We start from the raw sequence: 23,081 nt of genomic DNA, 5'->3' as shown, positions 1-23,081 counted from the left end.
AACGGCCGATCACCCTGGCCCTGCGCAGCTTAACCGGCTGCGTCGCCCCATATCTGCGCGAAGAAGGGATTGCGCACAGCCTCTGCTTCATAGGCTGCGGGATCCAGCATGGTGACCGGGCACCAGTGGCCGCCCTGGAGATAAAGGCGCGGCGTCATGGTGAAACGATGGCCTGCCGCCGACTGCCATTCCACCGGCGCATCCGGGCCGTCGAACGAGCTGCCGAGATATTTGCCGCCGCGATATTCCGCCGCTGCCTTCAGGTCGTCGGCCCGCCAGTCGTCGGGCGAGCGGCTCTCGTCATAGCCATGGTCGAGCAAGGCCGGTTCCCGCGACGGCTGCGCGAAGCGGAAGTCGTCCCAGTTGCGGGGAATGGCCTCCCACGCTGCCCGCGATCCGAAATAAGCGCGGATCTTGGCTTCGTTGTTGGTGGCGAACCAGTTGAGACTGCCGTCCGGCCCCTTCGCAAGTTTTTCGATCTGCTTCGACACGACGCCGGGCATCAGCTTTGGCACTGTGCGCGCGATCCATGGAATATGGCGGGGCGCTTCGCGGAAATAGTCATCCAGCGATTGTTCGCGGAACGGCACCAGGGCTTCGAGCCGATCGGAATCCGAGTACCACTGGCCGTGGAAGTTCCGCGTGGCGAACCAGTGCGGCTTCAGCACCTTGCGGTAGTTGGGCATGGATTTCTCCATGAACTCATGGTTCACCACCCGCGAAGAAGCACCGCCGCCCAGATTGTAGAAGTTGCGCCAGAACGTGCCGGGCACATCATCGCCGCAGAGCGCGGCCATCAGGCGGCCGCTGTCATTGGCGGTGGACCATTCGAACACGCCGTTGAGCGGATTGTGGAACATGATGGGGTCGAAAATCTTCCACATCTCGAAATGCGCCATGCCGCTTTGGCGTATCGAGGCCCAATGGGTGATCCCGCTCTGCGCGACGATCGCTTCTGCTTGCGTCTTCGTCACCGCATAATGATCATAAGCGCTGATTTTGATCGGATCACCGGTCCTGCCCCAATGGACAGGCGCATTGCGGCTGCCGGTTTCGGCGACCGTACCGATATATATGAGCCGGGTCTGCTTGGGATCGCCCACGGCGTGGATCGCGTCGACGATGTTCTGGGCGCCGCCCACATTGACGCGGGTCACCAGATCGGCGGGGAGGCGGTCTGCGAGCGGCGAGACCAGCGCGCCCACGTGCAGAACGATGTCGGCGCCCTTCACGCCTTCGCGGATGGATGCCGGATCGGTAAGATCCCCCCAGATGATCTCCGCAAGGCCCCGGCGCTGAACATCCTTTACCACAGGATGCGCCTTTTCTTCCGGCCGCACCAATATTCGCAAGTGCAGCGAATCCGCCTTCGCGGCGATACGCTTCACCGTCTCGCGGCCCATATTGCCGGTGGCCCCGGTAAGGAAAACTGTCTTGCGGGTGTCGATCATTTTGCTCCCCTCGAATAATTTCGACACAATCGCACGTCGTCGTATCAATAACAAGGGGAGAGGTTTCAGGCGCGGATCAGCCCCCAAAGCGACAGGAGCGGTATATCACGATTTCCACGATAATATTGGTTGTATTCCATAGAAATGCGCATCCCGTGCCAGATTTATGCGCGTATATCACGGCTGCGGAATTAAGGGATGTTGCTAATAAAGCACGCGGATTTCGAAAAATTTACAAAAAAATGACTGCGCGGATTGCGGGGTGCCTGCACGATGGTTAGCAACTGTCAACATTGTGGACTTGGCCCTGCTAGATAGAAGGAAGCAGTCATGAAAAAGGGGAATTATGTTTCTGCGTTGTTGTGCGGTGCAGCGCTGATCGTGCCTGCCGCCGCCCGGGCGCAGGATGCGGCCGATGGCGGTGGCGAGATCGTCGTTACGGCGACGCGCGAAGCCCGCTCGCTCCAGTCAGTGCCCATGAGCGTCAATGTGGCCACTGGCGAGCAGTTGCAGAAACTGAACATTTTCGATGCCAAGGACGTGCAACAGCTCGCTCCGGGGCTGGAAATGACCAATACCACGGGCCGCAACAATTCCACCACGCTGCGTGGTATTTCGTTCGATCCTGACCAGGGTACCGATCCGGCGGTTCAGGTTTACTTCAACGAAATTCCAACTGATGCGCAGACGGTCTATACGGCGCTTTACGATATCAAGCAGATCGAAGTGCTTCGCGGCCCGCAGGGCCAGCTGCGTGGTATCTCCGCCCCCGCCGGTGCGATCACCATTTCCACGGCGCGCCCGAGCTTCGACGAGATCGAAGGCTATGCGCAAGCTACCGCGACCACGCGCGACGGCTTCAACGTCCAGGGCGGCGTTTCGCTGCCGTTTTCTGACAAGGTGGCACTGCGCGTCGCGGCGCTGGTGGATGGCAATCGTCTGAACAACGTGCGCAACATCACGACCGGCGAACGCTCGCGCAGCCGCACCCAGAGCGTGCGCCTGACGCTAGGCCTGCGTCCGACGGACAATGTCACAGCCTATTTGACCTATCAGTATCTGTATGCAGACAACTTCCAGCCGCAGCAGGTTATCGGGACAGGCAATAATTCGACGTTTGAGGCCGGCCCGTTCTTCGGCGGCGTCCTTGTGCCGAACACGTCGGTGCGTTCAGGTCCGCCGCTTGAGGCGGATGACTATGCCGCAGTCAGCGAAGGCAGGGTCCGCAACCAGAATGAAGGTCACATCGTCAACCTGGCGGTGGATTGGGATCTGGGCCCGGCGACCTTGTCGTTTGTCGGCGCGCATCAATATACAAAGCTGAAGACCCAGCGCGACCTGGATGTCGCCAATGCCGTTCCGAAATACATCTCCAATTCGACGGGATCCATTCCCTTCAAATATGACACGGTCGAGCTGCGCCTGGCGACGAACAACAAGGAAGGCTTCGGCGGCGGCATCGGCGTTTTCTACAACAAGATGGGTGGTACGACACGCCTCAACCAGCCGGGTGACAGCTTCTTCTTCCCGCTGGAGCCGAACGACAGCCTGAATACCGCCGGTGCCTTGCCTTATCTGCCTATCGGTACTGCCATTGCAGTCCCGGTCGACCGTAGCGTCTGGTCGTTCAATGCCAATGCGAACTTCCGTGGGGGTGGCTTGTCGATCGAAGGAGGCATCCGCTATTCGATCATCAAGTCTGTAAACAGCAGTCAGCTCACCTTGAGCACTCCGGGCAATATTCTGGCCTGCACGGGCGATCCGCAGGTTGATGCGGTATCCTTCGGCTGCCTGCCTGCGACCTATCCGGCTACGGAAATCATTCCTGATCGCTTTCGCCGCACGAAAGATACGCCGATCACCGGCGGTCTGACCATCAGCTACCAGTTGATGCCATCGATGAACGTCTTTGCCTCTTATGGCCACTCGTTCCGTGCCGGCGTTGTCGGTGTCGGCCTGCCAGATGGGCTCAGCGATGATCTGATCGTCGGCCAGCCGGAAAAGACGGACGCGATCGAAGCAGGCATCAAGGGCAGCTTCGCTGGCCGCCGTCTGCATTATGCGGTGTCGGTCTACTATCAGAAGCTCAACAACTTCCTGAACCGCTTCACCAACATCTATTACGAATCGACCATCGCCTCGCCGCCGACCGGCTTCTTCGATTTCAACTATAATGGCGATGCCCGGATCAAGGGCATCGAAGGATCGCTGGACGGCCGTATCACGCGCGATTGGGACTTCGGGATCAGCGCGGCCTATACCCGGGCCCGCTTCAAGAATGCGCTCCTGCCCTGCAATGACTTTGCGGGCACGGGTAGCCCCAACCAGGATGGACCGGCGACCGTCAGGGGGCCGGGCAATGTCAGCTATTGCGTCAGCAATGGCCGCCTCAGCGATACGCCGGACTTCAGCCTGACCGCGAATACGGAAATCCGGTTCCCGATGGACAATGTCACGCCGTTCGTGCGCGGATTGTTCACCTATCGCCCGGGCTTTTATTCGGATCGGGTGGATTACAACTATCGCAGCCGCGAACTGCTGAACCTGTTTGTCGGTGTCCGCGCCCCGGACAGCAGTTGGGAGTTCACGCTGTTCGCTAAGAACGCCTTGAACCAGAAGCGGATTGCCAACATCAGCCTTGGCAATGCGACCGTTGGCACAGCCACTCCCGGACTGGATTATGACTCCGGCTATCGCCTGGTCAACGTGACCAACCCACGAGAGTTTGGCTTGACGGGCAACTTCAAGTTCTAAAGATAAAGGCAGGGGCCGGTTGGATCACCAACCGGCCCCTTCTTCATAAGCATGACCAAGGGTAGGATGAATGACGTCACATTTCGGTTTCACGAAGCTTGTTGTGCAGGACCTCGAAGCCATGGGCACCTTCTACAAGGAAGTCGCAGGCCTGGTCGAAATGGCGCGCGTGCAGGATGCGGTCGGCGATCGGCAGATCGATGAAATCCTGTTCAATGCCACGGGTGAGGGCGGCGCGACCTTCGTGCTGTTCAAGTTCCTCGACCGTGACGCTCCCGCGAAAGATGAGGTCATTCTGGGTTTCCAGACCACAGATCTCGTATCCTTTGTCGAACGGGTCGAGAAAGCTGGCGGCGGCGTGGTGCAGCCGATCGAGGTCAAGGAAGCGCATGGCGTAAAGGTCGCCTTCGTGACCGATCCCGAAGGTCATCTGATCGAGGTCGTCGAGCTTCTGGCCAAATAATACGAGTGGCGGCATGGGTGAAGCCCGCGCCGCCAACTCCCAACCATGTCCGCCGGTCGTCAGATCTTGGGCGCTCCGAAATCCCGGGCGCTTCCCTGATCATGTTGGGCGTGGAAGGCGTCTCCCGTCGATTGGTTGCCGGGCTGGCTTCCCGTGTTGTCGCCCTGTTGCAGCTTGTCGTCGACGCGGCCGACCAGATCGTCCTTCTTTTCACGCAATGTGTCGGTCAGGCCTTGCTTTTGCTCGCTTGCCATTGTGCGCGCCTTTTCGCCCAGGGAGCCGAGCTTTTCCTGCTCGACCCGGCTGATCGGCAGGGCTGAACCAAGAGCAGCGCCGACAGCCGCAGCGATCAGGCCGCCGACCAGCGGATTGCTTTCGTACAGATCCTGCGCTCTGCTTGCCGCCTGGCTCGCACCGCGCGCCGTTGCCTGCCCAGCTCTGCTGGAGCTTTCCGCCCAGGCATGGCGCTTCTCCCTGAACCGGTCGGTCAGTTCGTCCAGCCGTTGGCGGAAGCTGCTGTCATCTTCATCGGCACGCCGTTCCAGCATCAGGTAATTGGCGCGCGCCTGATCGCGGCGGCGCTGATAGGCGGCGAAATCTTCGCCCTCCCGCATCTCGACCGCCGACATGTGGCTGACATAATCGCGGTGATGCACGTCAAGGTCGTGGGGCTGCTGCTCACGCCCCCCACTCCGGGAGGGAAGGCTGGGGAATTTGGAGTCCTTGTCGCTGATCAGCCAGATCGTGCCTGCCGCAATCAATCCCAAGGCAATGGGATTGCGGCGCGCGCCGTCGAGCAGCATGCGGGCATCGACATTATTTTCGTCCGCCTTGTCCAGCAAAGCGTCGAAAATCTTGCGGGGAGTAAGCTGATCGCCGATCTTGTCGATCGTCCGGCTCATATCCTCCTGCGTGCGGCGGATGTCGCGCTCGATCGCATCGGGGTCCCGTTCGAGAGTGTCGGTCATCTTTTATGCTCCGGGTGAAGGTCTCCGCGAAGGGCCGCGGGCGTTCTTTCAAGGCTGTGCTGGGTGCGTTCGGGGGCCAGATCGACATCACGCATCTTCGCCGCGCCGCCCCTGTAAAGAAGGTAGGCGACGATCAGCGTCACGACCCCTACGATCAAGGTCGCAAGGCCGAGATGGTCGATCGCGTCGGCAAGAAGATAAGCGAAGGCCATCAACAGGACGCCAAGGCCCGCAATGCCGACGACCGCCGCGCCTGCCATCGCACCGATCGCCTTCTTCATGTCATTGCCGGTCTCGCGCACTTCGGCCTTGATCAGCGCGAGTTGCTGTTCGGCAAGATGAGACCCCTGACTGGTCAAGTCCCTAAGAAGCGAGACGATATTGTCGTCCCGTCCCGATGGCGCACCGCCCTCGACCGGCGGGCCTGCCGTTCTGTTCATCGTGTCTGCCATCAGATCGCCCCTACGCTTGGACTTGGAGGCTCGGACCAACCACCCTGTGGCGCTGAAAAGCTTTGACTGCTTGGCACGGTGGGTTCTGACCGAAGCACGCGGCTTGCGGCGAACCCGGCAGCGGCGCAGGCTGCAAGGAAGGTCGTGGGATTATCGCGCGCGACCTGACGAAGATCGCTCATCAATTGGCGGGAATCCTTTTGTTCCACTGTATCGGCAAGGCGCTGGATCTGCTGTGCGCCTTGTTCGAACAGCGATTTGAGCCAGCCGGGACTTTGCCCGCTACCCAGGTCTTCGGCGGCCTTGTTCAGGGCCGAGGCTACCGAGCGGGCCTGTTCTACCGCAGGACCCTTGCGGGCATCCGCCTCGCTTTGCAGGCGCTCAGCGGCGGTGCTGGTGAGTTTTTGGGCGTCCCCGCGCAATTCTTCGCGCAGATCGCCCGATGTTTCGGGGGGCTGCTGCATATATGATCCTTCCTGTCCAACTCCAGCAAGTGAACAGGAAGGATCATGTGGAGTTCCGCTTCCTCCGGGCTATTGCGGCAAATTGTTAATCCATGCTGTTGGCCAGGGGATTTTCATGACGTGACAATTAGCATGCGGTATAAGGAAGCATTCTCAGGATTGGCGCTCAAGCGCTTCTGATCACGCTCAGTGCTGCATCAATCGGGCGAGATCTGATGATCTTCAAAGAAGTCGGGCGCATTATGCAGTTGCGCCCCTGCGAAGCGCACCGCTTCGGGGTTGGTCGCCAACCACACCACCGTGTCGGCCGTTTCCTGCGGATCATGGGCCTTCGTGCCAAGACCCACCTCCGCCTCGGCATCTGCCCATGCGGATCGCAACGTGTCCGTCATGGTGAAGGCAGGCTCGATCAGGAATGCACTGATGCCGTCGGCGCGATGTTCGAAATTGATATAGTCGGGGATGTGGTTGAAGGCCGCTTTTGGGCCGGTATAGAAAAGCGCGCCGCCAGTCTCGGTCGGGTCGACAGAGGAGCGCGTCGACATGAAGATCATGCGGCCGCCGCCCTGCTTGATCATCGCCTTCAGCACAAGGCGGCTGAGATGAAATTGGTTGATGAAATTGCCGGCGGTGGCGCGCTCGGCATCGGCCAGGTCGATATCCAGGACCTTCTGCATGATGGAAGGGCCCTGATAGATGCCGTTGTTGACCAACAGGTCTATTCGTCCGGACCGCTGGAGCACCGTTTCCACCGCGGCGTCGATGGACGCCCGATCGGCCAGGTCGAGCCGTACGCCATAGGCGGCCCCGTCCGCTGCTTCGATCTCGGCGACCGTTTCCTCGATGCTGCCTGGGATCGGGACGCCGCCCATTGCGTCATGATGGCCGGTTCCGGCAGTCAGCGTACGGCCGGTCACGACAACCTCAAATCCTGCGCGGGCAAGAGCCAGGGCAATCACGCGGCCGATCCCACGGGTGGCGCCTGTCACCAATGCGGTCTTCTGCATCTTCTTCCTCAACGTCTTTTTTTGCTTGCATGGGCTGTGCCAGCCCGACCATGTTAATACAATAGGCGTTGCTTTAATGACGGCTGCATCGCGCCGTATCAGGGAGAGAAATATGACTGATGCCCTACTGGCTGGCCGTGCGGCCGTCATCACTGGTTCAGGTGACGGCATCGGCGAAGGCATTGCCCGCCGCTTCGCCGCTGCAGGCGCTGCCGTGCTGGTAGTCGACATCAATGTCGAGAAGGGGGAGGCGGTAGCCGCGAGCCTCCGGGACATGGGCGCGCGGGCAGCTTTCCGGCGGTGCGATGTCAGGAACCGCGAGATGATCGTTGGTGTCGTAGAGGCCTGTGTCGAGGAGTTCGGCTCCATCGATATATTGGTCAACAATGCCTATCGCGGCGAAAACATGACCCGCATCGAAACGAAGAGCGACGACATCTTCGCGGAGAGCCTGGAATTCAACCTGTATGCCGTCAAATGGTCGATGGAGGCGGCATTCCCGCATATGCGCCAGCGGGGTTGGGGCAGGGTGATCAACATCGGATCGCTGAACGGCGTCAACGCCCATATCGGCACTGCGGAATATAATGTCGGGAAGGAAGCGCTTCGCGCTTATACGCGCTCGGCTGCGCGCGAATGGGCTCGACATGGGATTTGCGCGAACATCATCTGCCCGGCCGCCGCTTCCGCCAGTTTCCGTCATTTTGCAGAGCTTCAGCCGGAGCAGGCTTCGCAGGCCGCCGCCGCCAACCCGATGGGGCGCATGGGCGATCCGGAAAAGGATATCGGTGGCGTCGCCCTGTTCCTGGCGAGCGAGGATGCGCGCTATGTCACGGGCAACACCCTTTTCGTGGACGGTGGGGCTCATATCAACGGGGTCGCCTGGGCGCCCGATCTTGGCCCTGAACAGTAAGTCCGGCTGAAAATCCTGCCCGGCTTCGGCCCAAAAACAGATTATCTTGTCAGGAGAGTGCGGTTGAAACGCGTCAGCATGTTGAAGAGCCTAACCATCTCGTCACTATCGTTGCTCCTGGCGCCGGCTGTGCTGGCGCAGACTGCGCCCACTCCGGGCAAGGCGGCGATCGATGCGGTTCTGGACAAAAATATCGCCGCGCTGGAAACGCTCTACAAGGATCTTCACCAGCATCCCGAACTCGGCTTCCAGGAACAGCGGACGGCTAAGCTGCTCGCGGCAAAGATGCGCGCGCTGGGCTTCGAGGTCACTGAAAAGGTCGGCACGACCGGGGTCGTCGCGGTGTACCGCAATGGCCCGGGGCCCGTCACGCTGGTGCGCACCGACATGGACGCGCTGCCCATGGAGGAGAAGACAGGACTTCCCTACGCCAGCAAGGCGCAGGCCGTGCTGGATGGCAAGCCGACCTTCGTCGCCCATAGCTGCGGCCATGACGCGCATATGGCCTGGTGGGTGGGAACGGCGCAGACGCTGCTGTCATTGAAGGAGCAATGGAAGGGCACGCTGGTCTTCGTCGCGCAACCGGCCGAGGAAGTGCTGGGCGGGGCGAGTGCCATGGTGAAGGATGGATTGTTCACCCGTTTCCCCAAGCCCGACTATGCGCTCGCCGCCCACATCGCCGGGGCTATGCCACTGGGCACGGTGGTGATGAAGGAGGGCGTGATCCTGTCGGCGTCCGACGCGCTGGAGGTCGTTTTCCATGGCAAGGGCGCGCATGGTTCGGCGCCAAGTTCGTCGATCGACCCAATCGTCATGGGCGCGCATTTCGTGTCCGACGTGCAAAGCGTGGTCAGCCGCCAGAAGGATGCAGCTACCTTCGGCGTGATCACGGTCGGCGCCTTTCAATCCGGCACGGTCGGCAACATCATCCCTGATGAAGCGCGTCTGAAGCTTAGCCTGCGGTCCTTCACGCCTGAGGTGCGCAAGCTGCTGTTGAACGGCGTGGAGAAGACCGCTCAGGCCGCCTCGATGATGGCGGGCGCGCCCGAACCGACGATCACGCGCCTGAATGGCGCGGCCGCCACGCTCAATGATCCGGCGCTGGTCGCCCGGATTACGCCCGCGCTCAAATCCGCATTCGGGCAGGGCGTGGTCTCCATTCCCGCGAGTGCACCCGGCTTTTCCGGAAGCGAGGATTTTTCGGAGTTCGGAGCCGCCGGTATTCCGTCGGCCTATCTGATGATCGGTGGCGACACGCCCGAAAAGCTGGCGGACTACAAGGCGAAGGGTGTCGCGCCGCCGACCAACCATTCACCGCTTTATGCACCAGCCGCCGCGCCCGCGATCCGCAGCGGGACCATGGCTCTTGCCCTGTCAGTGCTGGCGATCAACGGAATCACGGAGCGCTAAGCTTCTTGGGCAGGATGGGAGCTTGAACAGCGGAGGGGGATCGCCCAATTAGGCAACTCTTCAGTCCTTCGGGACACCCCAGCCAAGAGTAGCCATGACCTCCCCCAATCCCCTCCTTGCCGACACCGACCTGCCCGACTTCGCCGCCATCAAGGCGGCCCATGTGGTTCCCGCGATCGAAGAAGCGATAGAGCAGCATCGCGCTGCGATCGCGCAGATCACCGAAGAGCAGGCGGACGATTTCGGCAGCGTCATTCTGGCGGCGGAGCGGGCCGACTTCCTGCTGTCGCGGACATGGTCGCCCGTCGGCCACCTCGCAGGGGTTGCGGACACCCCCGAGTTGCGGGAGGCCCATGCGTCGGCGCAGGCGCTGATGACCAGTTACCTGATGGAAGCGGGGCAGAACCGCGCGCATCATGATGCCGTCGCGCGCGTGGCTGCACGGCCGGACTTTGCCGGCCTGCCGCCTGCGCAGAAGCGTGCCGTCGATCTGGCGCTGCGGGCCTTCCGCCTGGCTGGCGTGGCGCTGGAAGGCGAAGCCCGGCAACGCTTCCTCGACATCGGCGTGGCGCTGAGCGACCTTAGCACCCGCTTCGGCAACGCCGTGCTCGACGCGACGGAAGCATGGAGCGAGCATGTCACTGACGAAGCGGCACTCGCCGGCGTGCCGGAAAGCGACAAGGCGATACTGGCCGCCTATGCGCAGGAAAAGGGCCTGCCCGGCTGGCTGATTACCCTCCGCCAGCCGAGCGTGCTGGCGATCCTGCTGCATGCCGATGATCGCGCGCTGCGGGAACGTGTCTATCGCGCCCATAATACGCGCGCGTCTGATCAGTCGGACGACCGCAGCCATGATAATAGCGATCGGATCGAACAGATCATGGCGCTGCGGCATGAAGCCGCGCAGATATTGGGCTTCAACGATTCTGCCGCGCATTCGCTGGAAACCAAGATGGCGGCGGATGCGGATGAAGCGCTGGCCTTTCTTGACGACCTTGCCAGGCGCGCCCGCCCGGTGGGCGAGAAGGAGCTGGAAGAGGCGCGTGCTTTTGCCGCTGAACATTTCGGCCTGACCGAACTCTATCCCTGGGACCTGTCCTATGTGGCAGAAGCCATGCGGCGGACCTTGCACGGCGTCGATCAGGAAGCGCTGAAGGCCTATTTCCCGCTGCCGCGCGTGCTGGCGGGGACGCAGAAGCTGATCGAGCGGCTTTTCGATGTACGTCTGGTAGAGCGGAGCGGTGTTTCGACCTGGCATCCCGATGTCCTGTTCTATGATGTGCAGGATGCGAGCGGCGAGGTCGTCGCGGGCGTGTATCTCGATCTGTTCGCGCGGGCGGGCAAGCGGGGCGGCGCCTGGATGGATGTGTGCCGGGCGCGGTTCCGGGACGCGGACGCTTTCCACCGGCCGATCGCCTATCTGACCACCAATTTCGCGCCGCCTGCGGGGGATCGTCCCTCGCTTGTCACCCATAATGACGTGGTGACGCTGTTCCACGAGTTCGGTCATGTGCTGCATCATTTGCTGACGGAGGTCGATCTGCCTTCGGTCGGTGGCATTTCCGGCGTCGAATGGGACGCGGTCGAGTTGCCCAGCCAGTTCATGGAGAATTTCGCGTGGGAAAAGGACACGCTGATCGGTCTGTCCGGACATGTGGACACAGGCGAGCCGCTGCCTGAACCACTGTTCGATCGTTTGCTGGCCGCGCGTCAGTTTCAGGCCGGGCTCGCAATCTTGCGCCAGATCGAGTTCGCGACCTTCGACCTGACGCTGCATCGCGACTATCATCCCGCCCAGGGAGCGCGGGTCATCGAGACGCTGGAACGGGTGCGCGCGGCGGTGGCGGTCGTCCGTCCGCCTGAGTGGAACCGCTTCGCTCATGCTTTCAGCCACATATTCGCGGGCGGATATGCGGCGGGCTATTATTCCTATCTCTGGGCTGAACTGTTGTCGGCAGATGCTTTCGAGATTTTCTCGCACGCTGATCTGCCAGGTGGCGGGGCCAGCGCGTTCCGCCGGGAAATCCTGGCGGCGGGTGCCAGCCGCCCGGCCGCGGACAACTTCCGCGCCTTTGCGGGCCGCGCACCGGAGGTCGACGCCCTGCTCCGCTCGCGCGGGCTGGCAGCGTAACGGAAAGGCTGTCCAGCATGACCAGCCCTCTCCTCGTCAGTTGCCCCTCCTGCGCCGCGCTCAATCGCGTGCCGAAGGAGCGGCTGGGGGAGGGGCGCTGCGGACGGTGCAAGCAGGCCTTGTTTCAAGGACGGCCGATCACGCTCACCAGCGGCAATTTCTCCCAGCATGCCGCAAGCAGCGACATTCCGCTTCTTATCGACTTCTGGGCTGGATGGTGCGGGCCGTGCCGCCAGATGGCGCCCGCGTTCGAAGCTGCCGCCGCGCAGCTGGAACCGCGCGTCCGGCTCGCGAAAGTCGATACGGAGGCGGAAGCCGATCTTGCCGCCCGCTATGCGATCCGCAGCATCCCGTCGCTCGTCATCGTGCACAAGGGGCGGGAAATTGCCCGCAACGCCGGGGCGATGCCCACGGCTGCCATTGTCAACTGGGCACGGCAGCATCTCCCGGTGTGATCAGGCCGGTTCCTTGACGCGCTGGACGATGCTGCTGGCGAGCTTTGGCGCCACTTCAGCGAGATGATCGAAATGCGTTTCGAAGAAAGCCATGCCCTGGCTCATGGATCGGACCTCCGCTTCGAGCCCTTGCAGCCCTGCTTCCGGCAATAGCACTTCGATCACGTCCCAGGCCGACCAGCCTTCCCGGCTCGTCATGCGCAGCATCTGGCCGCGCCGGCTTGCGACGGCGGAGGTGATGCGGGACGATGCCGAGCCGGGCGTCATGATCGTCACATGTGCGATCGGCTCCAGCAGATAGGGGGAGGCCGCGGCCAGCGCCTCGCTCATCGCGATACGCCCTGCCGTACGGAATGCGAGCTCGGAGCTATCGACGCTGTGGAATGAGCCATCGACCAAGATAGCCGCGACATCCACCACCGGAAAGCCGACGGGACCTTTGGCGGTGGCGTCCTGGACGCCCTTTTCCACGGCGGGTATCCACTGTTTGGGAATGGCGCCGCCCGTGATCCGTTCTTCGAAGCGAATGCCCTCGCCGCGCTCCAGCGGACGCACCTCCAGCACCACATCGCCAAACTGGCCATGGCCACCGGATTGCTTCTTGTGCCGTCCGCGCTGCGTGACGGGTTTGCGGATCGACTCCCGGTAGGCGATCGTCGGTGGCTGCGCCGTGACAGCCACGCCATAGCGGCGCCTGAGGCGAGCCAGCACGACGTTCAGATGCTCGTCGCTCACCCCATGCAGCAGCGTCTCGCGCGATGCCTCGTCCTGCGTCCAGTGAAGGGCGTGATCTTCCTCAGCCAGCCGATTGAGGGCGGTGGACAGGCGCACCTCATCCTTGTGATCCTTGGCGGCAATTGCGATGGCGCAATTGGTCGCGGGGCGATCGGCTTGAAGAGCGCCGCCGCCCGGCCTTGCTGAAATGCCGATCAGATCGCCCGCCTTTGCCGTGTCGACTTTCGCAATGCCCAGCACCGCGCCGGGATCGGCGGAGGCGATCTTGGCGGTGGCACTGCCTTGAAGGGCGAACAGGCCACCTGCGCGCAAGGTCTGGCCCGCGCTATCCTGCAACTCCGCGCCGTCTGTCATCTTGCCCCCAAACAGCCGCGCGATCGCCAGCCGACCAACGGTGGCTGCATGGGAAATCTTCAGCACTTGCGCCCCCGCGCCGTCGATCCCAAGCCGTTCGGCGGTCTGTTCCGGTGAAGGCGTGTCGTGGCGCAGCATCTTGAGCAGCCTGCGAATGCCGAAGCCATTGGCGGCGGAGCCGAACAGCACCGGCACGATCAGGCCGCTCGCCGTCTCCTGCGCCAGATCGGCGAAGATGGTCTGGAGGCTTGGCTGCTCATCCGAAAGAAGCTGTTCGAGCAGGACGTCGTCATGGTCGGCAAGCTGCTCCAGCATGTGAAAGCGCGCGTCGCTTTCATCAGCCTTCAACTCTTCGGCCAGGGCAATCTGTTGCGATGGCTTGCCTGCCTCATAATGATAGGCGCGTTCCAGTGCGAGATCGACGAAACCATCGACCCGATCGCCCGACCTTATGGGGATCTGCCGCGCGACCAGGGCGGCGGCGCTCATTGGCGAGAGGGCGGCAAGCAATTCCTGGATGCTGCCCCGGGCCTGCTCGATCTTGTTGACGAACAGCGCGTGCGGGACGCCTGCACGTTCGAGCTTGCGCAGGACGGGCTCTGCCAGGGGCGCTCGCGCCGGGTCCGGATCGATGACGACGACGGCCAGGTCGGCAGCGTTGAGCGCGATCGCCGCATCGTCCGCAAAGCTCGGGGAGCCGGGGATGTCGATGAGCGAAAAGGGATCGCCCATCCATTCGAACTGCATGAAGTTGATTTCGGTCGAGCTTCCCCGCTCGCGCGCTTCCGGACTCGCGTCGCCGACGCTGGTGCCCGCCTCTACCGATCCCTGTCGCGTGATAGCCCCGCTGATGTGCAACAATGCTTCAGCGAGGCTGGTTTTACCCGCGCCGGCGGGGCCGATCAGCGCAATGGAGCGCGATTGAGTGCCGCTCATCCTTGCTCTCCTTATCCATCTTTGTCGGGCAAGACGGTCTATGTAAGGGAGGGATGTTCTGCCTATCGCGCCGGGAAGGCAAGGGGGGTTCGGCCCGATTGCCGAACCGCCCGCCTAGCCGGGCTTGGTTATTGTGGATGAGCCTGTCAGTCGTCCTTTTCGGCGACGCCGTTGCGATTGTCGTCGTGGCCCGTGTTGGTCGATCCGAGGTGGCCGGGACCGTGATAGTCGATCTCGCTCTGCCCGCCATGGCCCATGATGCTGCCCGGATCATTGCCGGTCTTGCGGCGGCCGTGCGGGTAGGGGGCTCCTGCGCTTTCGCCACCCGGGCTGCTCCCCGCCATGCTGAGATCGCTGACGCCATCGCCGCCTTGCTCGCCCCGTGATCCTGATTCAGGCAAGGTCCGCTTTTCTTCCCCGTCCTCATCCTGGGGGGGCTGATCGAGCCCCTTCGCCTCGGCAAAGGCTGTGCCGGAAATCTCCTCCACTTCGGGCCCTACGCCCGGAATATGGCGCCGTTGCGATTGCGCGCCTGCCACCTCATTGGCCGATCGTTCCCCGCGCCAACCCTGTTCGGGCGGCGCGGCATCGTCCTTGATCGGAGAGCCCTGCCCCTGAAGAAATGCGTTGCGGTCATTCATAATAGTCATCCTCATCAGCCGGGAACTGGTTCGCCCGTCGTTCGATTGAGGAAACGCGTGGGCAAAGCCGCTGATCCGCTTCGATCACTAACCCAGGTTAGGACATCAGGATCTTTCGCCCGATCATCCGCGCGCCGATGTATGGAAAGGTGAGACAATGCCCCGCGATCCAGAGCGACGACAAAGGCGCAGTGCCAAGCGATGGCTATGGGCGATCGTGGCTGCGTGCCTGGCCCTTGCTGCGCTGATCGCCTATACGAGCCTCAGGGCGCCGGACCCGGCATCCCGGACGTCAGATGCTGCAATTCCTGCGTCCACGGCAGCGGAGCCAGGGGAGGCGGGCGGGAACGAACTGGCTGCTCGGTGATTGCGGTGTTTGCGATCCCGGCGAGCTGATCTTCCCACGTCAGGAGTGTGATCGATGTCGCTAACAGGTCTTACTGCCATCATCATCCTGATCGCCGCGGCCTTGCTGGGCCTGGTGCTCTACGCGCGCAACAGGGGCAGGGTGAATAGCGGCATCGCGCTGATCGCGGCGCTGATCATCATAGCGGCAGCTTCGGTGACGCTGCTCTATCCTTCTTTCCTGACGACTACGCATGCAGACCGGCCGGTGCCCTGACCGGCATGATCGTCCCCGATCAACCGTCAGACACGGCGAGCGTCGCCCTTCATTATGACGAGCTAGACCTCGCCTATCGCCGCATCTGGGGAGATCATGTCCATCATGGCTATTGGCGCCGAGGCGACGAGACACCGGAGCAGGCGGCTGGGCAGCTGGTGGCCGAAGTGGAGCGGAGGCTTGGCATCGAACCGGGGCACAGGCTCTGCGACATCGGCTGCGGCTATGGCGCGACCGCAGCCGATCTGTTGAGCCGCCATGACGTGTCGATCACCGGCCTGACCCTTTCGGCCGCGCAGCACAGGATCGGGAGCGCCCGCTCGCCCCGGTTCACTTGCCTGCTGCGGGACTGGCTCGACAACGGCCTCGATCCGGGATCATTCGACGGCGCCTATGCCATCGAAAGCTCGGAACATATGACGAGCAAGCCGCGCTTCTTCGGGCAAGCCAGGCGGATATTGCGCTCGGGCGGCCGGCTGGCCGTGTGCGCCTGGCTGGAAGGAGAGGCCGTTCCTGCCTGGCAAGTGCGGCACCTGCTGCTGCCGATCTGCCGCGAGGGGAGGCTGCCGAGCATGGGGAGCCGGGAAGACTATCTGGAGTGGGCCTCCACCGCTGGATTTCGCCTTATGGATTATCAGGACATCAGCCGAGAGGTCCGGCGCACCTGGTCGATCTGCCTCGCGCGCTTTTCGCAGAGCCTGTTCAGCGACCGCCGCATCCGCCAGCTGGCGCTCAGCCGGGCCACCACCAGCCGCGACTTCATATTGAGCCTGCCGCGCCTCATCCTCGCCCTGCGAACGGGGGCGATGCGCTATGGGATATTTCAGTGGGAGGCGATCTAGCCGCCTCGCGTCCAGCGCCGCGATTCACAGATGAAAAGCACGCAGCCGGTGAGCTTCAGCGATCCGTCCGGGTTCCTCGCAAGCGACGAGCGATAGCTTTTCCCGCTCTTGGGATCATAGGCCCGCCCTCCGGTCCAGGCCGATCCCGACCGGGTGAAATCCCAAAGCGTGAGCAGACCCGCCAAAGGACGTGTGCGAAGGCGCGGATCAGGATTATGCACATCGGTCCTTGGGACATCAGGCCCTGTGTCCAGCACCTTGACGATCCTTCCGCACAGCTTTGCGCCGCAAGGCGCGATCCGGACGAGCCCTTTGCCATCGTCCGTCATCCAAAGCCCGGTCACGTCGGCAGCAGGAGCCGCTGCCGAAGATGCCAGCATGAGCAGGGCAGCCGCCAACATCGTCATTCCCATCATTTCGCCTTCACGGTGATCCCAAAAGTCTGGCGCATCAACCCCGTTCCCGGTGTAGGTGGGTGAGGGGAGTGAATGAACCATGGCCGACCTAAGCACAAGATCGCGTCATGAAGAGCAGATGGACGCGCCTGACCTAGACCCCGCCATATATGAGCGGGTGCTGCACGATCTCGCCCGGGTGAACCGCTGGACCTTCACGGCCTGGCCAAGCATCGCCTTCCTCCGGCGGGCGGTGGGAAGCGCCAGACGGTTCCGCCTGCTTGATGTCGGGTTCGGCGATGGCGATGTCCTCCGCGCGATAGCGCGCTGGGCGCGGAAGCAGGGCATCGATGCCGAGCTTGTCGGCGTGGACCTCAATGAAAAGAGCTTGGCGGCGGCTCGGAGCGCGACGCCTCCCGAGCTATCCATCGACTATCGAGCAGGAGATTATCAGGACCAGCCTGAATCCTTCGACTTCATCATCTCCAGCCAGGTCACGCATCACATGACCGATGCACAGCTTATGACCTTCCTCCATCATATGGAGGCCAAGGCGCGGATGGGCTGGCTGATCTGTGATCTGCACCGCCATGGCTTTGCCCATTGGGGCTATCCCATCCTGGCCCGGCTGCTGCGCGTCCACCGGATCGTGCGCGAGGATGGCCAGCTTTCGATCGCCCGCTCCTTCCGCCGTGCCGACTGGATCGGATCGCTGGCGGAGGCGGGCATCACGGCCGATCAGGTGCGCATCGTGCGCCGCTTCGCCTTTCGCCTGTGTGTCGAGCGGGTGAGGGAAGAGCCGCTCACACTCTCCTGATCCGGGTGAGGGCGGCGGCGCTCGTTCCTAGCGCTGGGGCGCAATTCAGCACCGTCATGAGCAGGCTTCGCGAAAGCGGCGCGGCGGCGCCGTGGCGCAGCGCTTCGGCAATGCCAACGGGCATGCCGCACTGCCTGCGCCACGCGCGCTGCCATGCCGGGGCGGCATCAGGTCCCCCCGTCAGCATCGCCCGGGCGGCGCTCGTCCCGCTGGCCAATGCTATGGCGATGCCGTCGCCTGCAAGGGATGCAATGACGGCGCTCTGGTCGCCGGTACGAAAGATGCCCTTGTGCGTCACGCTCGCACGCCAGCCATAGGGGACGCCCGCTACCGCGTCGAAGCAGGAGGACGCACCCTCCAACCGCGCCTTCAGCAGCGGTGCCTCCTGCCGCAATTGATCGATCAGCGAGGGAACGGTGCCCGCTTCGGTCAACCTCTCCCGGCTGACCGACAGGCAAAGGTTGGCCGATCCATCCTCCTGCAACAGCAGCCCGGCATAGCCTCTGTCAAACAGGTGCAATTCCACCATGCCCGCCAAAGCATCATGCAGGATGTGGGACGGGGGCAGGGTGGTTCGCAAACCGACGGACGAAGATGAAAAATCCCGTCCAACGCCCCGCAACTCATGCTTGCCCACGCTGATGAAGACAGCGTCGGCCGCGCTGTCTTGGCCATCGTCGAAGCGCACCGTGCGTGTCTCTGGATCCATGGCCCGTACGGTTCGGCCCCGGCTGACGAGAGCGCCAGCATTTCCGGCAGCTTCGATCAATGCGTTGTCCAGGGTGCGGCGGGAAATTCCGGCAGCCGTTGCGGGCAGGGAGGCTTCGATGCAGCGTTTGGGCGTGGACAGCCGGAACCGTGTGATCGGCCGCGCTCCAAGTTTCCAGGGATCGACTCCCAGTTCCTCCAGTCCCGCAATGGCATCCCAGCCCAGAAAGCCGCCGCACACGCCAGCCGGGGCCGTCCGGTGGCGCTCGATCAACTGCGGCCGCATGCCCGCCTGCGCCAGCGTGATGGCGGCTGCAGAGCCAGCAGGACCGCCGCCGATGATCAGCGTTTCCGGCATCAGCCTGCTCTGGAAAAGCGGAAACCCTCGGCAGCGACGCCGGGGCCAAAGGCAAGCGCGACGCCATTGCCGCGCCGCTCCTTCTGAAGCAGGTCATGGAGAATGAACATCAATGTGGCGGATGACATATTGCCGTTCCGGCCGAGCACCCCGCGCGAGACCGACAGGGCATCAGGCCCCAGATCCAGGCCATTCTGCACCGCGTCCAATATCGATCGGCCTCCGGCATGAACCGCCCAGTTCCCGATCGACGCTGGATCGGACGAACCGCAGATCTTCTCTCTTATGCCATCGTCCCGCAGCGCTGCCTGAATACGCGACGGAACTTCGCCCGACAGGTGCATCACAAACCCAGTGTCGCCGATTTCCCATCGAATGAGGTCGGCAGAGGCTTCCAGGTTGATCGCAAAGGGCGCATCCATGGCGAAACCATGATCCTCCGCGCTGACCAGGGCGGCCGCCGCGCCGTCGCCGAATTGCAGCATCATCAGCAATCTTTCGACCTGCTGCTCGGGCTGAAGATGTAGGGAGGATAGTTCGACCGTGACGACCAGCACACGCGCTTGTGGCTCCGACCGGACGATATGCCGCGCCGTCCGCAACGCCGCGACTGCCGCGTAGCAGCCCATGAAGCCGACCAGCGTCCGCTCGACACCCGCCAGGCCAAGCGCATCCGCTATGATCTGATCGATGCCGGGCGCTACGAAGCCGGTACAGCTTGCCACCACCATATGAGTGATGCCGTCCAGCGCTGTCCTGGCGCGCAGGTCCTCGATCGCACGCAGGGCCAGCGGCGGCGCGAAGCGGTGATAAAGTTGCATGCGCTTCGATGTCGAAGGCATGGCATCCGCATAGAAGCCGCCGGGATCGACCGGCGACCCGCCCGCATCGACTGGCGGCAGGACCGACCAGCGATGGTTGATGCCGCTCCGTTCCGCCATCCGGGTGAAAAGGCTGCGGGCCCGTTCATCCGTGATCTGGCGGCTGGCCCAGTTGATGAAAGCGACGTGCACATCCTGATCAGGAACGGCGCAGCCGATGGCGTTTATGCAGGCACGTCTGTCGCTCATCGCGTTCCACTTTGTTGCTCAGACTCTTAACGCCGACGGTGCGTCAGATGATCCGGGCCGTTTGCGGCAGTGTAGCGCGATCGTGATTGCTGCCAAATGAAACTGGCAACTACATCAACCTTGGCGGACGGTTACGGGAACCGTCTCCTCCCAAAGCAGCTCCAGCTTGCGGCGCGTGAACCGCCAGTCCTCGCCGTCGCGGCGCCACTCATCCACATAGCGGATCGTCCAGCGCAGCAGTTGATCCGCGTCATTGAGGAGATGATCGGCGGTGCAATAGGTTTCTCCGCTCGCTCTGTCGCCATCAATCATAACCATCTGATTATGGACCTTGTGAAAGGTCGATCGGAACATCTGCCCTAGCGCATCGATGGATTGCAGCGTCGCATCCAGTCCTTCGGTCACGAAGCCGGGGCCTTCGATCCGGCAATCTTCCGCCAGCACGGATCGCCACAATTGCTTGTCCTTGCGATCGGCTCCTTGGGCATAAAGGTCGGCTGTGCGCCGCAGCGCCGCTTCATCCGCCAGTCTGTTCATGGTGCCGCTCACAGGTTCATGCCATTGCCGGTGACGATCGGCATGTTGGTCCAGACGCCCTTGACGTCGCGAATCCACCCCGCCGCCGCCAATGAACCGCCATCCACATGGATCGCCGTGCCCGTCACCCAGGACGCCAGCGGGCTGGCGAGGTAGAGGGCAGCGCCAGCGCAATCATCAGGATGGCCAAAGCGTCCAAGCGGGACCCATCTTTCGACATGCTCGCGATTTTCCGGCGGCACCATATAGTCGATCGGCGTCTGCGGCGTGTCCGTGGTTTCAGGTGCGATGTCGTTGACCCGAATGCCGAGCGGCGCGAGTTCGAGGGCCAGGCTCTTGGTAAAGCCGGTGATGCCCGACTTGGCGGCAGCATAGACGGCGCAGTTGGGAATGCCGCGATAGGCCTCGATCGAGGTGATGTTGATAATCGAGCATCCGGGGGCCGAAGCTTTGAGCAGCGGCAGCAGACGGTTGGTCACTTGCATGAGGCTGATCAGGTTGACGCCGATAATGTCCTGAATCTCATTCCCGCTGAGATCAGAAAACGGTCTGGAATGAAGGAAATGCCCGACATTGTTCACAAGAATATCGAGCTTCCCGCCTGTCTCCTGCTCCAATCTCCTGGCCAGCGCGTCAACCTGTTCCGGCTTCGTAACATCGCACTGAATGGCCGTGCCCGCCGTGAAACCGGCGCTGCGCTCCGGATCGATTTCCGCTATGAAAACCCGCGCACCCTGTCGCGCAAAAGCATCGGCGCAGGCGCGCCCGATGCCCGCTCCTCCTCCGGTCACCAAAACCGACTTGCCCGTAAAATCCAGCATCATCCAATCCTTGCTTTCATTCATGCGTTGATCACGCCGCGCCCAACAGATCGGGATTGCGCCGCAATTCCTGCCCGCCATCGACAGCGAAAGACTGGCCGGTGACCCAGGATGCAGAAGGGCTGGCAAGATAGGCCACCGCGGCTGCTATATCTTCCGGTTCTCCCGTCCGCTTGAGCGGCGTCTGCTCCAAAAAGCGGTCAATGACTGCTGGGCTGGCGAACATATCCCTGGTCGCGTCGCTGCGGGTAAGACCTGGACGCACTGCATTGACGCGAATGCCGAGCTCCCCCAGTTCATCCGCCACGGTGCGGATCAAGCCTTCGAGCCCCGCTTTGCTCGCGCAATAGGTCGCAAGCGCGGGGAAGGGGAGTGTCGCGGCGGTCGACGATATGCATATGATCGACCCTCCCTCTCGCATCAATTTCGCCCCGAGCTGCATAGCGATGAACGCGCTCGTGATGTTGAGGTCGAGATCCCGGCGCAAATCCGCGACGCTGCTCGACAGGAAGGGCGCAAAGCCGCCACCGCCGACCGCTGGAACCAATATGTCGAGCCGATCGGCCAGGGCATAGGCTTTCGCCAGAGCATCCCCGACATCCTTTTCGGATAAGGCATCGCCAGCGAAGACAGCGACCTGCGCATCGGGTAGGTCCGCGACGATCCGGCTGCGTGCGGCCTCAAGGGCCTCTTCCCTGCGGCCCATGATGAGCACGCGGGCGCCATCAGCCGCCAAGGCCCTGGCGCAGGCAGTACCGATCCCACCGCTGCCGCCAGTGACGACTGCTGTCATACCCGCAAGCGGAGCGGCGCTCATTTGACTGACCGAAACTGGTCAACAACTTCCTTCACCGCGCGAGCGACATCATTGCGGCGATACGCCAAGTCAGCCATCGTTTGCGCGTCAGGCTCATATTGCACGACATTGCCGCGCCCGGTGAAGATCGCGACATCGGGAAGCATCGGATGTTCCTGGTCGAGCGAAGGTACATCGACGTCGTTACCGGCAGCCTGGAAGAACAGCTTGAAGTAATCGGCGAAGCTCAGATTTTCGTCACCCACGAGATAGGCCTTGCCATTTTCTCCTCGTTCGAGCGCGGCTTCGATCGCTTCAGACAAGGACTGGGTCGAAATGAAGTTGGTTACGCCAGCAGGGCCAAAGGGCGGAATGCCGAGTTGTCCTTCGGCGTAGCGGGTATAGGCCTCGAACATCGGCAGGCTCATGCCGGGGACAGTGCCAACCACGAAGGGCGCATCCACACTGACGACATGGAAGCTTTCATCCGCCAGCGCGGCAATTCCGTCTGTCGCCATTTTCCGAGCACGAACATAGACGCTCTTTTCCACCAGTTCCGGCGCGACGTGGGGGTAGAAGCTGCCAACATGAATGAAGTGGCGCACCCCGGCCTGCTTGGCGAGCGCTGCGAATTGCGGCACGGCCTCTGCATTGGCGCGATAGACGTGGGCGTCATAATCAGTGCCTTCGGGAACATGACGAATATCATTGCCCGCAGCAAAGATGATTGCGTCAAATCCCGCTAGATCCTGCCCTGTGAAGCTGCCCTCCACATAATCGCCCTGAAGGAACGGCATGCGAGAAACTTCTGTGCTTTGTTGGGGAGGCTTGCGGCCTGAAACCGTGACATCGTGCCCCTTGGAAGCAAGATGAAGGGCTGCATGACCACCGATCATACCGGTGCCGCCGACGACGAGAATTTTCATGATAGGGTCCTCTCCATGGGCGCGCCGCGCCTCTTGATCGAGAGAGGTATCGATT

General features: G+C 62.4%; 23 protein-coding genes. 9 read left to right on the top strand and 14 right to left on the bottom strand.

Annotated features, from left to right (window positions below; all coding sequences use genetic code 11):
* Positions 1-29 precede the first annotated feature (29 nt).
* Positions 30-1,451 carry an NAD-dependent epimerase/dehydratase family protein gene (locus tag NCHOL11_RS15735; RefSeq protein ID WP_097093522.1) on the bottom strand — a complete coding sequence of 474 codons (1,422 nt, stop codon included), beginning with the start codon at positions 1,449-1,451 and terminating at the stop codon, positions 30-32.
* Positions 1,452-1,781: 330 nt separating this feature from the next.
* Between NCHOL11_RS15735 and NCHOL11_RS15730 the strand changes: the two genes are divergently transcribed.
* Both NCHOL11_RS15730 and NCHOL11_RS15725 read left to right on the top strand, forming a co-directional pair.
* Entirely contained in the window at positions 1,782-4,205 is a 2,424-nt protein-coding gene (locus NCHOL11_RS15730; RefSeq protein ID WP_097093521.1) for a TonB-dependent receptor, read from the top strand.
* Between the two features lie 70 nt (positions 4,206-4,275).
* Entirely contained in the window at positions 4,276-4,668 is a 393-nt protein-coding gene (locus NCHOL11_RS15725; RefSeq protein ID WP_097093520.1) for a VOC family protein, read from the top strand.
* Positions 4,669-4,727: 59 nt separating this feature from the next.
* On the opposite strand, the gene NCHOL11_RS15720 is transcribed toward NCHOL11_RS15725, so the two are convergent.
* The 4 genes from NCHOL11_RS15720 to NCHOL11_RS18445 all read right to left on the bottom strand — a co-directional run bounded on the left by NCHOL11_RS15720 (position 4,728) and on the right by NCHOL11_RS18445 (position 7,559).
* Positions 4,728-5,636 (bottom strand): DUF3618 domain-containing protein, encoded by a 909-nt coding sequence (locus NCHOL11_RS15720; protein WP_097093519.1) that lies wholly within the window; start codon positions 5,634-5,636, stop codon positions 4,728-4,730.
* Positions 5,633-6,088, bottom strand: coding sequence for a phage holin family protein (locus NCHOL11_RS15715; RefSeq protein ID WP_097093518.1), 456 nt, complete (start codon positions 6,086-6,088; stop codon positions 5,633-5,635). The genes NCHOL11_RS15720 and NCHOL11_RS15715 overlap by 4 nt, the downstream gene beginning before the upstream one ends.
* Entirely contained in the window at positions 6,088-6,552 is a 465-nt protein-coding gene (locus tag NCHOL11_RS15710; RefSeq protein WP_097093517.1) for a hypothetical protein, read from the bottom strand. Before NCHOL11_RS15710 ends, NCHOL11_RS15715 begins: the two co-directional genes overlap by 1 nt.
* A gap of 197 nt (positions 6,553-6,749) precedes the next feature.
* Complete coding sequence (locus NCHOL11_RS18445; RefSeq protein WP_217991104.1) at positions 6,750-7,559, bottom strand: SDR family NAD(P)-dependent oxidoreductase; 810 nt, start codon at positions 7,557-7,559, stop codon at positions 6,750-6,752.
* Positions 7,560-7,671: 112 nt separating this feature from the next.
* On the opposite strand from NCHOL11_RS18445, the gene NCHOL11_RS15700 reads away from it, so the two are divergent.
* The 4 genes from NCHOL11_RS15700 (at position 7,672) to trxC (ending at position 12,468) form a co-directional block, all read left to right on the top strand.
* Positions 7,672-8,472 carry an SDR family NAD(P)-dependent oxidoreductase gene (locus tag NCHOL11_RS15700; protein WP_097093663.1) on the top strand — a complete coding sequence of 267 codons (801 nt, stop codon included), beginning with the start codon at positions 7,672-7,674 and terminating at the stop codon, positions 8,470-8,472.
* 78 nt (positions 8,473-8,550) lie between these two features.
* Complete coding sequence (locus tag NCHOL11_RS15695) at positions 8,551-9,882, top strand: amidohydrolase (RefSeq protein WP_097093515.1); 1,332 nt, start codon at positions 8,551-8,553, stop codon at positions 9,880-9,882.
* A 94-nt stretch (positions 9,883-9,976) separates the two neighbouring features.
* On the top strand, positions 9,977-12,013 hold the full coding sequence (locus NCHOL11_RS15690; protein ID WP_097093514.1) for a M3 family metallopeptidase: 2,037 nt from the start codon (positions 9,977-9,979) through the stop codon (positions 12,011-12,013).
* Between the two features lie 17 nt (positions 12,014-12,030).
* Positions 12,031-12,468: a thioredoxin TrxC gene (gene trxC, locus NCHOL11_RS15685; RefSeq protein ID WP_097093513.1), complete on the top strand. Its 438-nt coding sequence runs from the start codon at positions 12,031-12,033 to the stop codon at positions 12,466-12,468.
* Here the strand turns inward: trxC and NCHOL11_RS15680 are convergent, their stop codons facing one another.
* Together NCHOL11_RS15680 and NCHOL11_RS15675 are read right to left on the bottom strand one after the other, a co-directional pair.
* Positions 12,469-14,493, bottom strand: coding sequence for an elongation factor G (locus tag NCHOL11_RS15680; protein ID WP_097093512.1), 2,025 nt, complete (start codon positions 14,491-14,493; stop codon positions 12,469-12,471). It abuts the gene before it with no gap.
* Between the two features lie 146 nt (positions 14,494-14,639).
* Positions 14,640-15,143: a hypothetical protein gene (locus NCHOL11_RS15675; RefSeq protein ID WP_255254874.1), complete on the bottom strand. Its 504-nt coding sequence runs from the start codon at positions 15,141-15,143 to the stop codon at positions 14,640-14,642.
* A gap of 412 nt (positions 15,144-15,555) precedes the next feature.
* Between NCHOL11_RS15675 and NCHOL11_RS15670 the strand changes: the two genes are divergently transcribed.
* Entirely contained in the window at positions 15,556-15,756 is a 201-nt protein-coding gene (locus NCHOL11_RS15670) for a hypothetical protein (protein WP_097093510.1), read from the top strand.
* Positions 15,757-15,761: 5 nt separating this feature from the next.
* Entirely contained in the window at positions 15,762-16,598 is an 837-nt protein-coding gene (locus NCHOL11_RS15665) for an SAM-dependent methyltransferase (protein ID WP_097093509.1), read from the top strand.
* On the opposite strand, the gene NCHOL11_RS15660 is transcribed toward NCHOL11_RS15665, so the two are convergent.
* Positions 16,595-17,095 (bottom strand): DUF2147 domain-containing protein, encoded by a 501-nt coding sequence (locus NCHOL11_RS15660; RefSeq protein WP_255254873.1) that lies wholly within the window; start codon positions 17,093-17,095, stop codon positions 16,595-16,597. The two genes, NCHOL11_RS15665 and NCHOL11_RS15660, sit on opposite strands and share 4 nt — an antisense overlap.
* On the opposite strand from NCHOL11_RS15660, the gene NCHOL11_RS15655 reads away from it, so the two are divergent.
* The gene (locus NCHOL11_RS15655; protein WP_097093508.1) at positions 17,094-17,810 is read left to right on the top strand and encodes a methyltransferase domain-containing protein; all 717 of its coding nucleotides are present in this window, start codon (positions 17,094-17,096) and stop codon (positions 17,808-17,810) included. The genes NCHOL11_RS15660 and NCHOL11_RS15655 overlap by 2 nt on opposite strands.
* On the opposite strand, the gene NCHOL11_RS15650 is transcribed toward NCHOL11_RS15655, so the two are convergent.
* The 6 genes from NCHOL11_RS15650 to NCHOL11_RS15625 form a co-directional block, all read right to left on the bottom strand.
* Positions 17,797-18,876, bottom strand: a complete 1,080-nt coding sequence (locus NCHOL11_RS15650) for an NAD(P)/FAD-dependent oxidoreductase (RefSeq protein ID WP_097093507.1) — start codon at positions 18,874-18,876, stop codon at positions 17,797-17,799. The two genes, NCHOL11_RS15655 and NCHOL11_RS15650, sit on opposite strands and share 14 nt — an antisense overlap.
* The gene (locus NCHOL11_RS15645; protein ID WP_097093506.1) at positions 18,876-19,946 is read right to left on the bottom strand and encodes a type III polyketide synthase; all 1,071 of its coding nucleotides are present in this window, start codon (positions 19,944-19,946) and stop codon (positions 18,876-18,878) included. The genes NCHOL11_RS15650 and NCHOL11_RS15645 overlap by 1 nt, the downstream gene beginning before the upstream one ends.
* A gap of 114 nt (positions 19,947-20,060) precedes the next feature.
* Complete coding sequence (locus NCHOL11_RS15640; RefSeq protein WP_097093661.1) at positions 20,061-20,483, bottom strand: nuclear transport factor 2 family protein; 423 nt, start codon at positions 20,481-20,483, stop codon at positions 20,061-20,063.
* Positions 20,484-20,491: 8 nt separating this feature from the next.
* Positions 20,492-21,328: an SDR family NAD(P)-dependent oxidoreductase gene (locus NCHOL11_RS15635; RefSeq protein ID WP_255254872.1), complete on the bottom strand. Its 837-nt coding sequence runs from the start codon at positions 21,326-21,328 to the stop codon at positions 20,492-20,494.
* A gap of 7 nt (positions 21,329-21,335) precedes the next feature.
* On the bottom strand, positions 21,336-22,121 hold the full coding sequence (locus NCHOL11_RS15630) for an SDR family NAD(P)-dependent oxidoreductase (RefSeq protein ID WP_097093505.1): 786 nt from the start codon (positions 22,119-22,121) through the stop codon (positions 21,336-21,338).
* Positions 22,118-23,026, bottom strand: coding sequence for an NAD-dependent epimerase/dehydratase family protein (locus NCHOL11_RS15625; protein ID WP_097093504.1), 909 nt, complete (start codon positions 23,024-23,026; stop codon positions 22,118-22,120). Before NCHOL11_RS15625 ends, NCHOL11_RS15630 begins: the two co-directional genes overlap by 4 nt.
* Between the last annotated feature and the right edge of the window lie 55 nt (positions 23,027-23,081).

Source organism: Novosphingobium sp. Chol11, assembly GCF_900218065.1.
Lineage (GTDB): Bacteria > Pseudomonadota > Alphaproteobacteria > Sphingomonadales > Sphingomonadaceae > Sphingobium > Sphingobium agri.
This window is presented reverse-complemented; position numbering and strand designations above follow the sequence as displayed.

Coding starts and splice junctions, on each gene's coding strand:
- NCHOL11_RS15650 (WP_097093507.1), bottom strand. CDS start 18,876: ATGCCGGAAACGCTGATCATCGGCGGCGGTCCTGCTGGCTCTGCAGCC.
- trxC (WP_097093513.1), top strand. CDS start 12,031: ATGACCAGCCCTCTCCTCGTCAGTTGCCCCTCCTGCGCCGCGCTCAAT.
- NCHOL11_RS15660 (WP_255254873.1), bottom strand. CDS start 17,095: ATGGTTCATTCACTCCCCTCACCCACCTACACCGGGAACGGGGTTGAT.
- NCHOL11_RS15655 (WP_097093508.1), top strand. CDS start 17,094: ATGGCCGACCTAAGCACAAGATCGCGTCATGAAGAGCAGATGGACGCG.
- NCHOL11_RS18445 (WP_217991104.1), bottom strand. CDS start 7,559: ATGCAGAAGACCGCATTGGTGACAGGCGCCACCCGTGGGATCGGCCGC.
- NCHOL11_RS15630 (WP_097093505.1), bottom strand. CDS start 22,121: ATGAGCGCCGCTCCGCTTGCGGGTATGACAGCAGTCGTCACTGGCGGC.
- NCHOL11_RS15645 (WP_097093506.1), bottom strand. CDS start 19,946: ATGAGCGACAGACGTGCCTGCATAAACGCCATCGGCTGCGCCGTTCCT.
- NCHOL11_RS15670 (WP_097093510.1), top strand. CDS start 15,556: ATGTCGCTAACAGGTCTTACTGCCATCATCATCCTGATCGCCGCGGCC.
- NCHOL11_RS15680 (WP_097093512.1), bottom strand. CDS start 14,493: ATGAGCGGCACTCAATCGCGCTCCATTGCGCTGATCGGCCCCGCCGGC.
- NCHOL11_RS15720 (WP_097093519.1), bottom strand. CDS start 5,636: ATGACCGACACTCTCGAACGGGACCCCGATGCGATCGAGCGCGACATC.
- NCHOL11_RS15675 (WP_255254874.1), bottom strand. CDS start 15,143: ATGACTATTATGAATGACCGCAACGCATTTCTTCAGGGGCAGGGCTCT.
- NCHOL11_RS15625 (WP_097093504.1), bottom strand. CDS start 23,026: ATGAAAATTCTCGTCGTCGGCGGCACCGGTATGATCGGTGGTCATGCA.
- NCHOL11_RS15725 (WP_097093520.1), top strand. CDS start 4,276: ATGACGTCACATTTCGGTTTCACGAAGCTTGTTGTGCAGGACCTCGAA.
- NCHOL11_RS15710 (WP_097093517.1), bottom strand. CDS start 6,552: ATGCAGCAGCCCCCCGAAACATCGGGCGATCTGCGCGAAGAATTGCGC.
- NCHOL11_RS15730 (WP_097093521.1), top strand. CDS start 1,782: ATGAAAAAGGGGAATTATGTTTCTGCGTTGTTGTGCGGTGCAGCGCTG.
- NCHOL11_RS15690 (WP_097093514.1), top strand. CDS start 9,977: ATGACCTCCCCCAATCCCCTCCTTGCCGACACCGACCTGCCCGACTTC.
- NCHOL11_RS15715 (WP_097093518.1), bottom strand. CDS start 6,088: ATGGCAGACACGATGAACAGAACGGCAGGCCCGCCGGTCGAGGGCGGT.
- NCHOL11_RS15735 (WP_097093522.1), bottom strand. CDS start 1,451: ATGATCGACACCCGCAAGACAGTTTTCCTTACCGGGGCCACCGGCAAT.
- NCHOL11_RS15665 (WP_097093509.1), top strand. CDS start 15,762: ATGATCGTCCCCGATCAACCGTCAGACACGGCGAGCGTCGCCCTTCAT.
- NCHOL11_RS15640 (WP_097093661.1), bottom strand. CDS start 20,483: ATGAACAGACTGGCGGATGAAGCGGCGCTGCGGCGCACAGCCGACCTT.
- NCHOL11_RS15700 (WP_097093663.1), top strand. CDS start 7,672: ATGACTGATGCCCTACTGGCTGGCCGTGCGGCCGTCATCACTGGTTCA.
- NCHOL11_RS15635 (WP_255254872.1), bottom strand. CDS start 21,328: ATGAATGAAAGCAAGGATTGGATGATGCTGGATTTTACGGGCAAGTCG.
- NCHOL11_RS15695 (WP_097093515.1), top strand. CDS start 8,551: ATGTTGAAGAGCCTAACCATCTCGTCACTATCGTTGCTCCTGGCGCCG.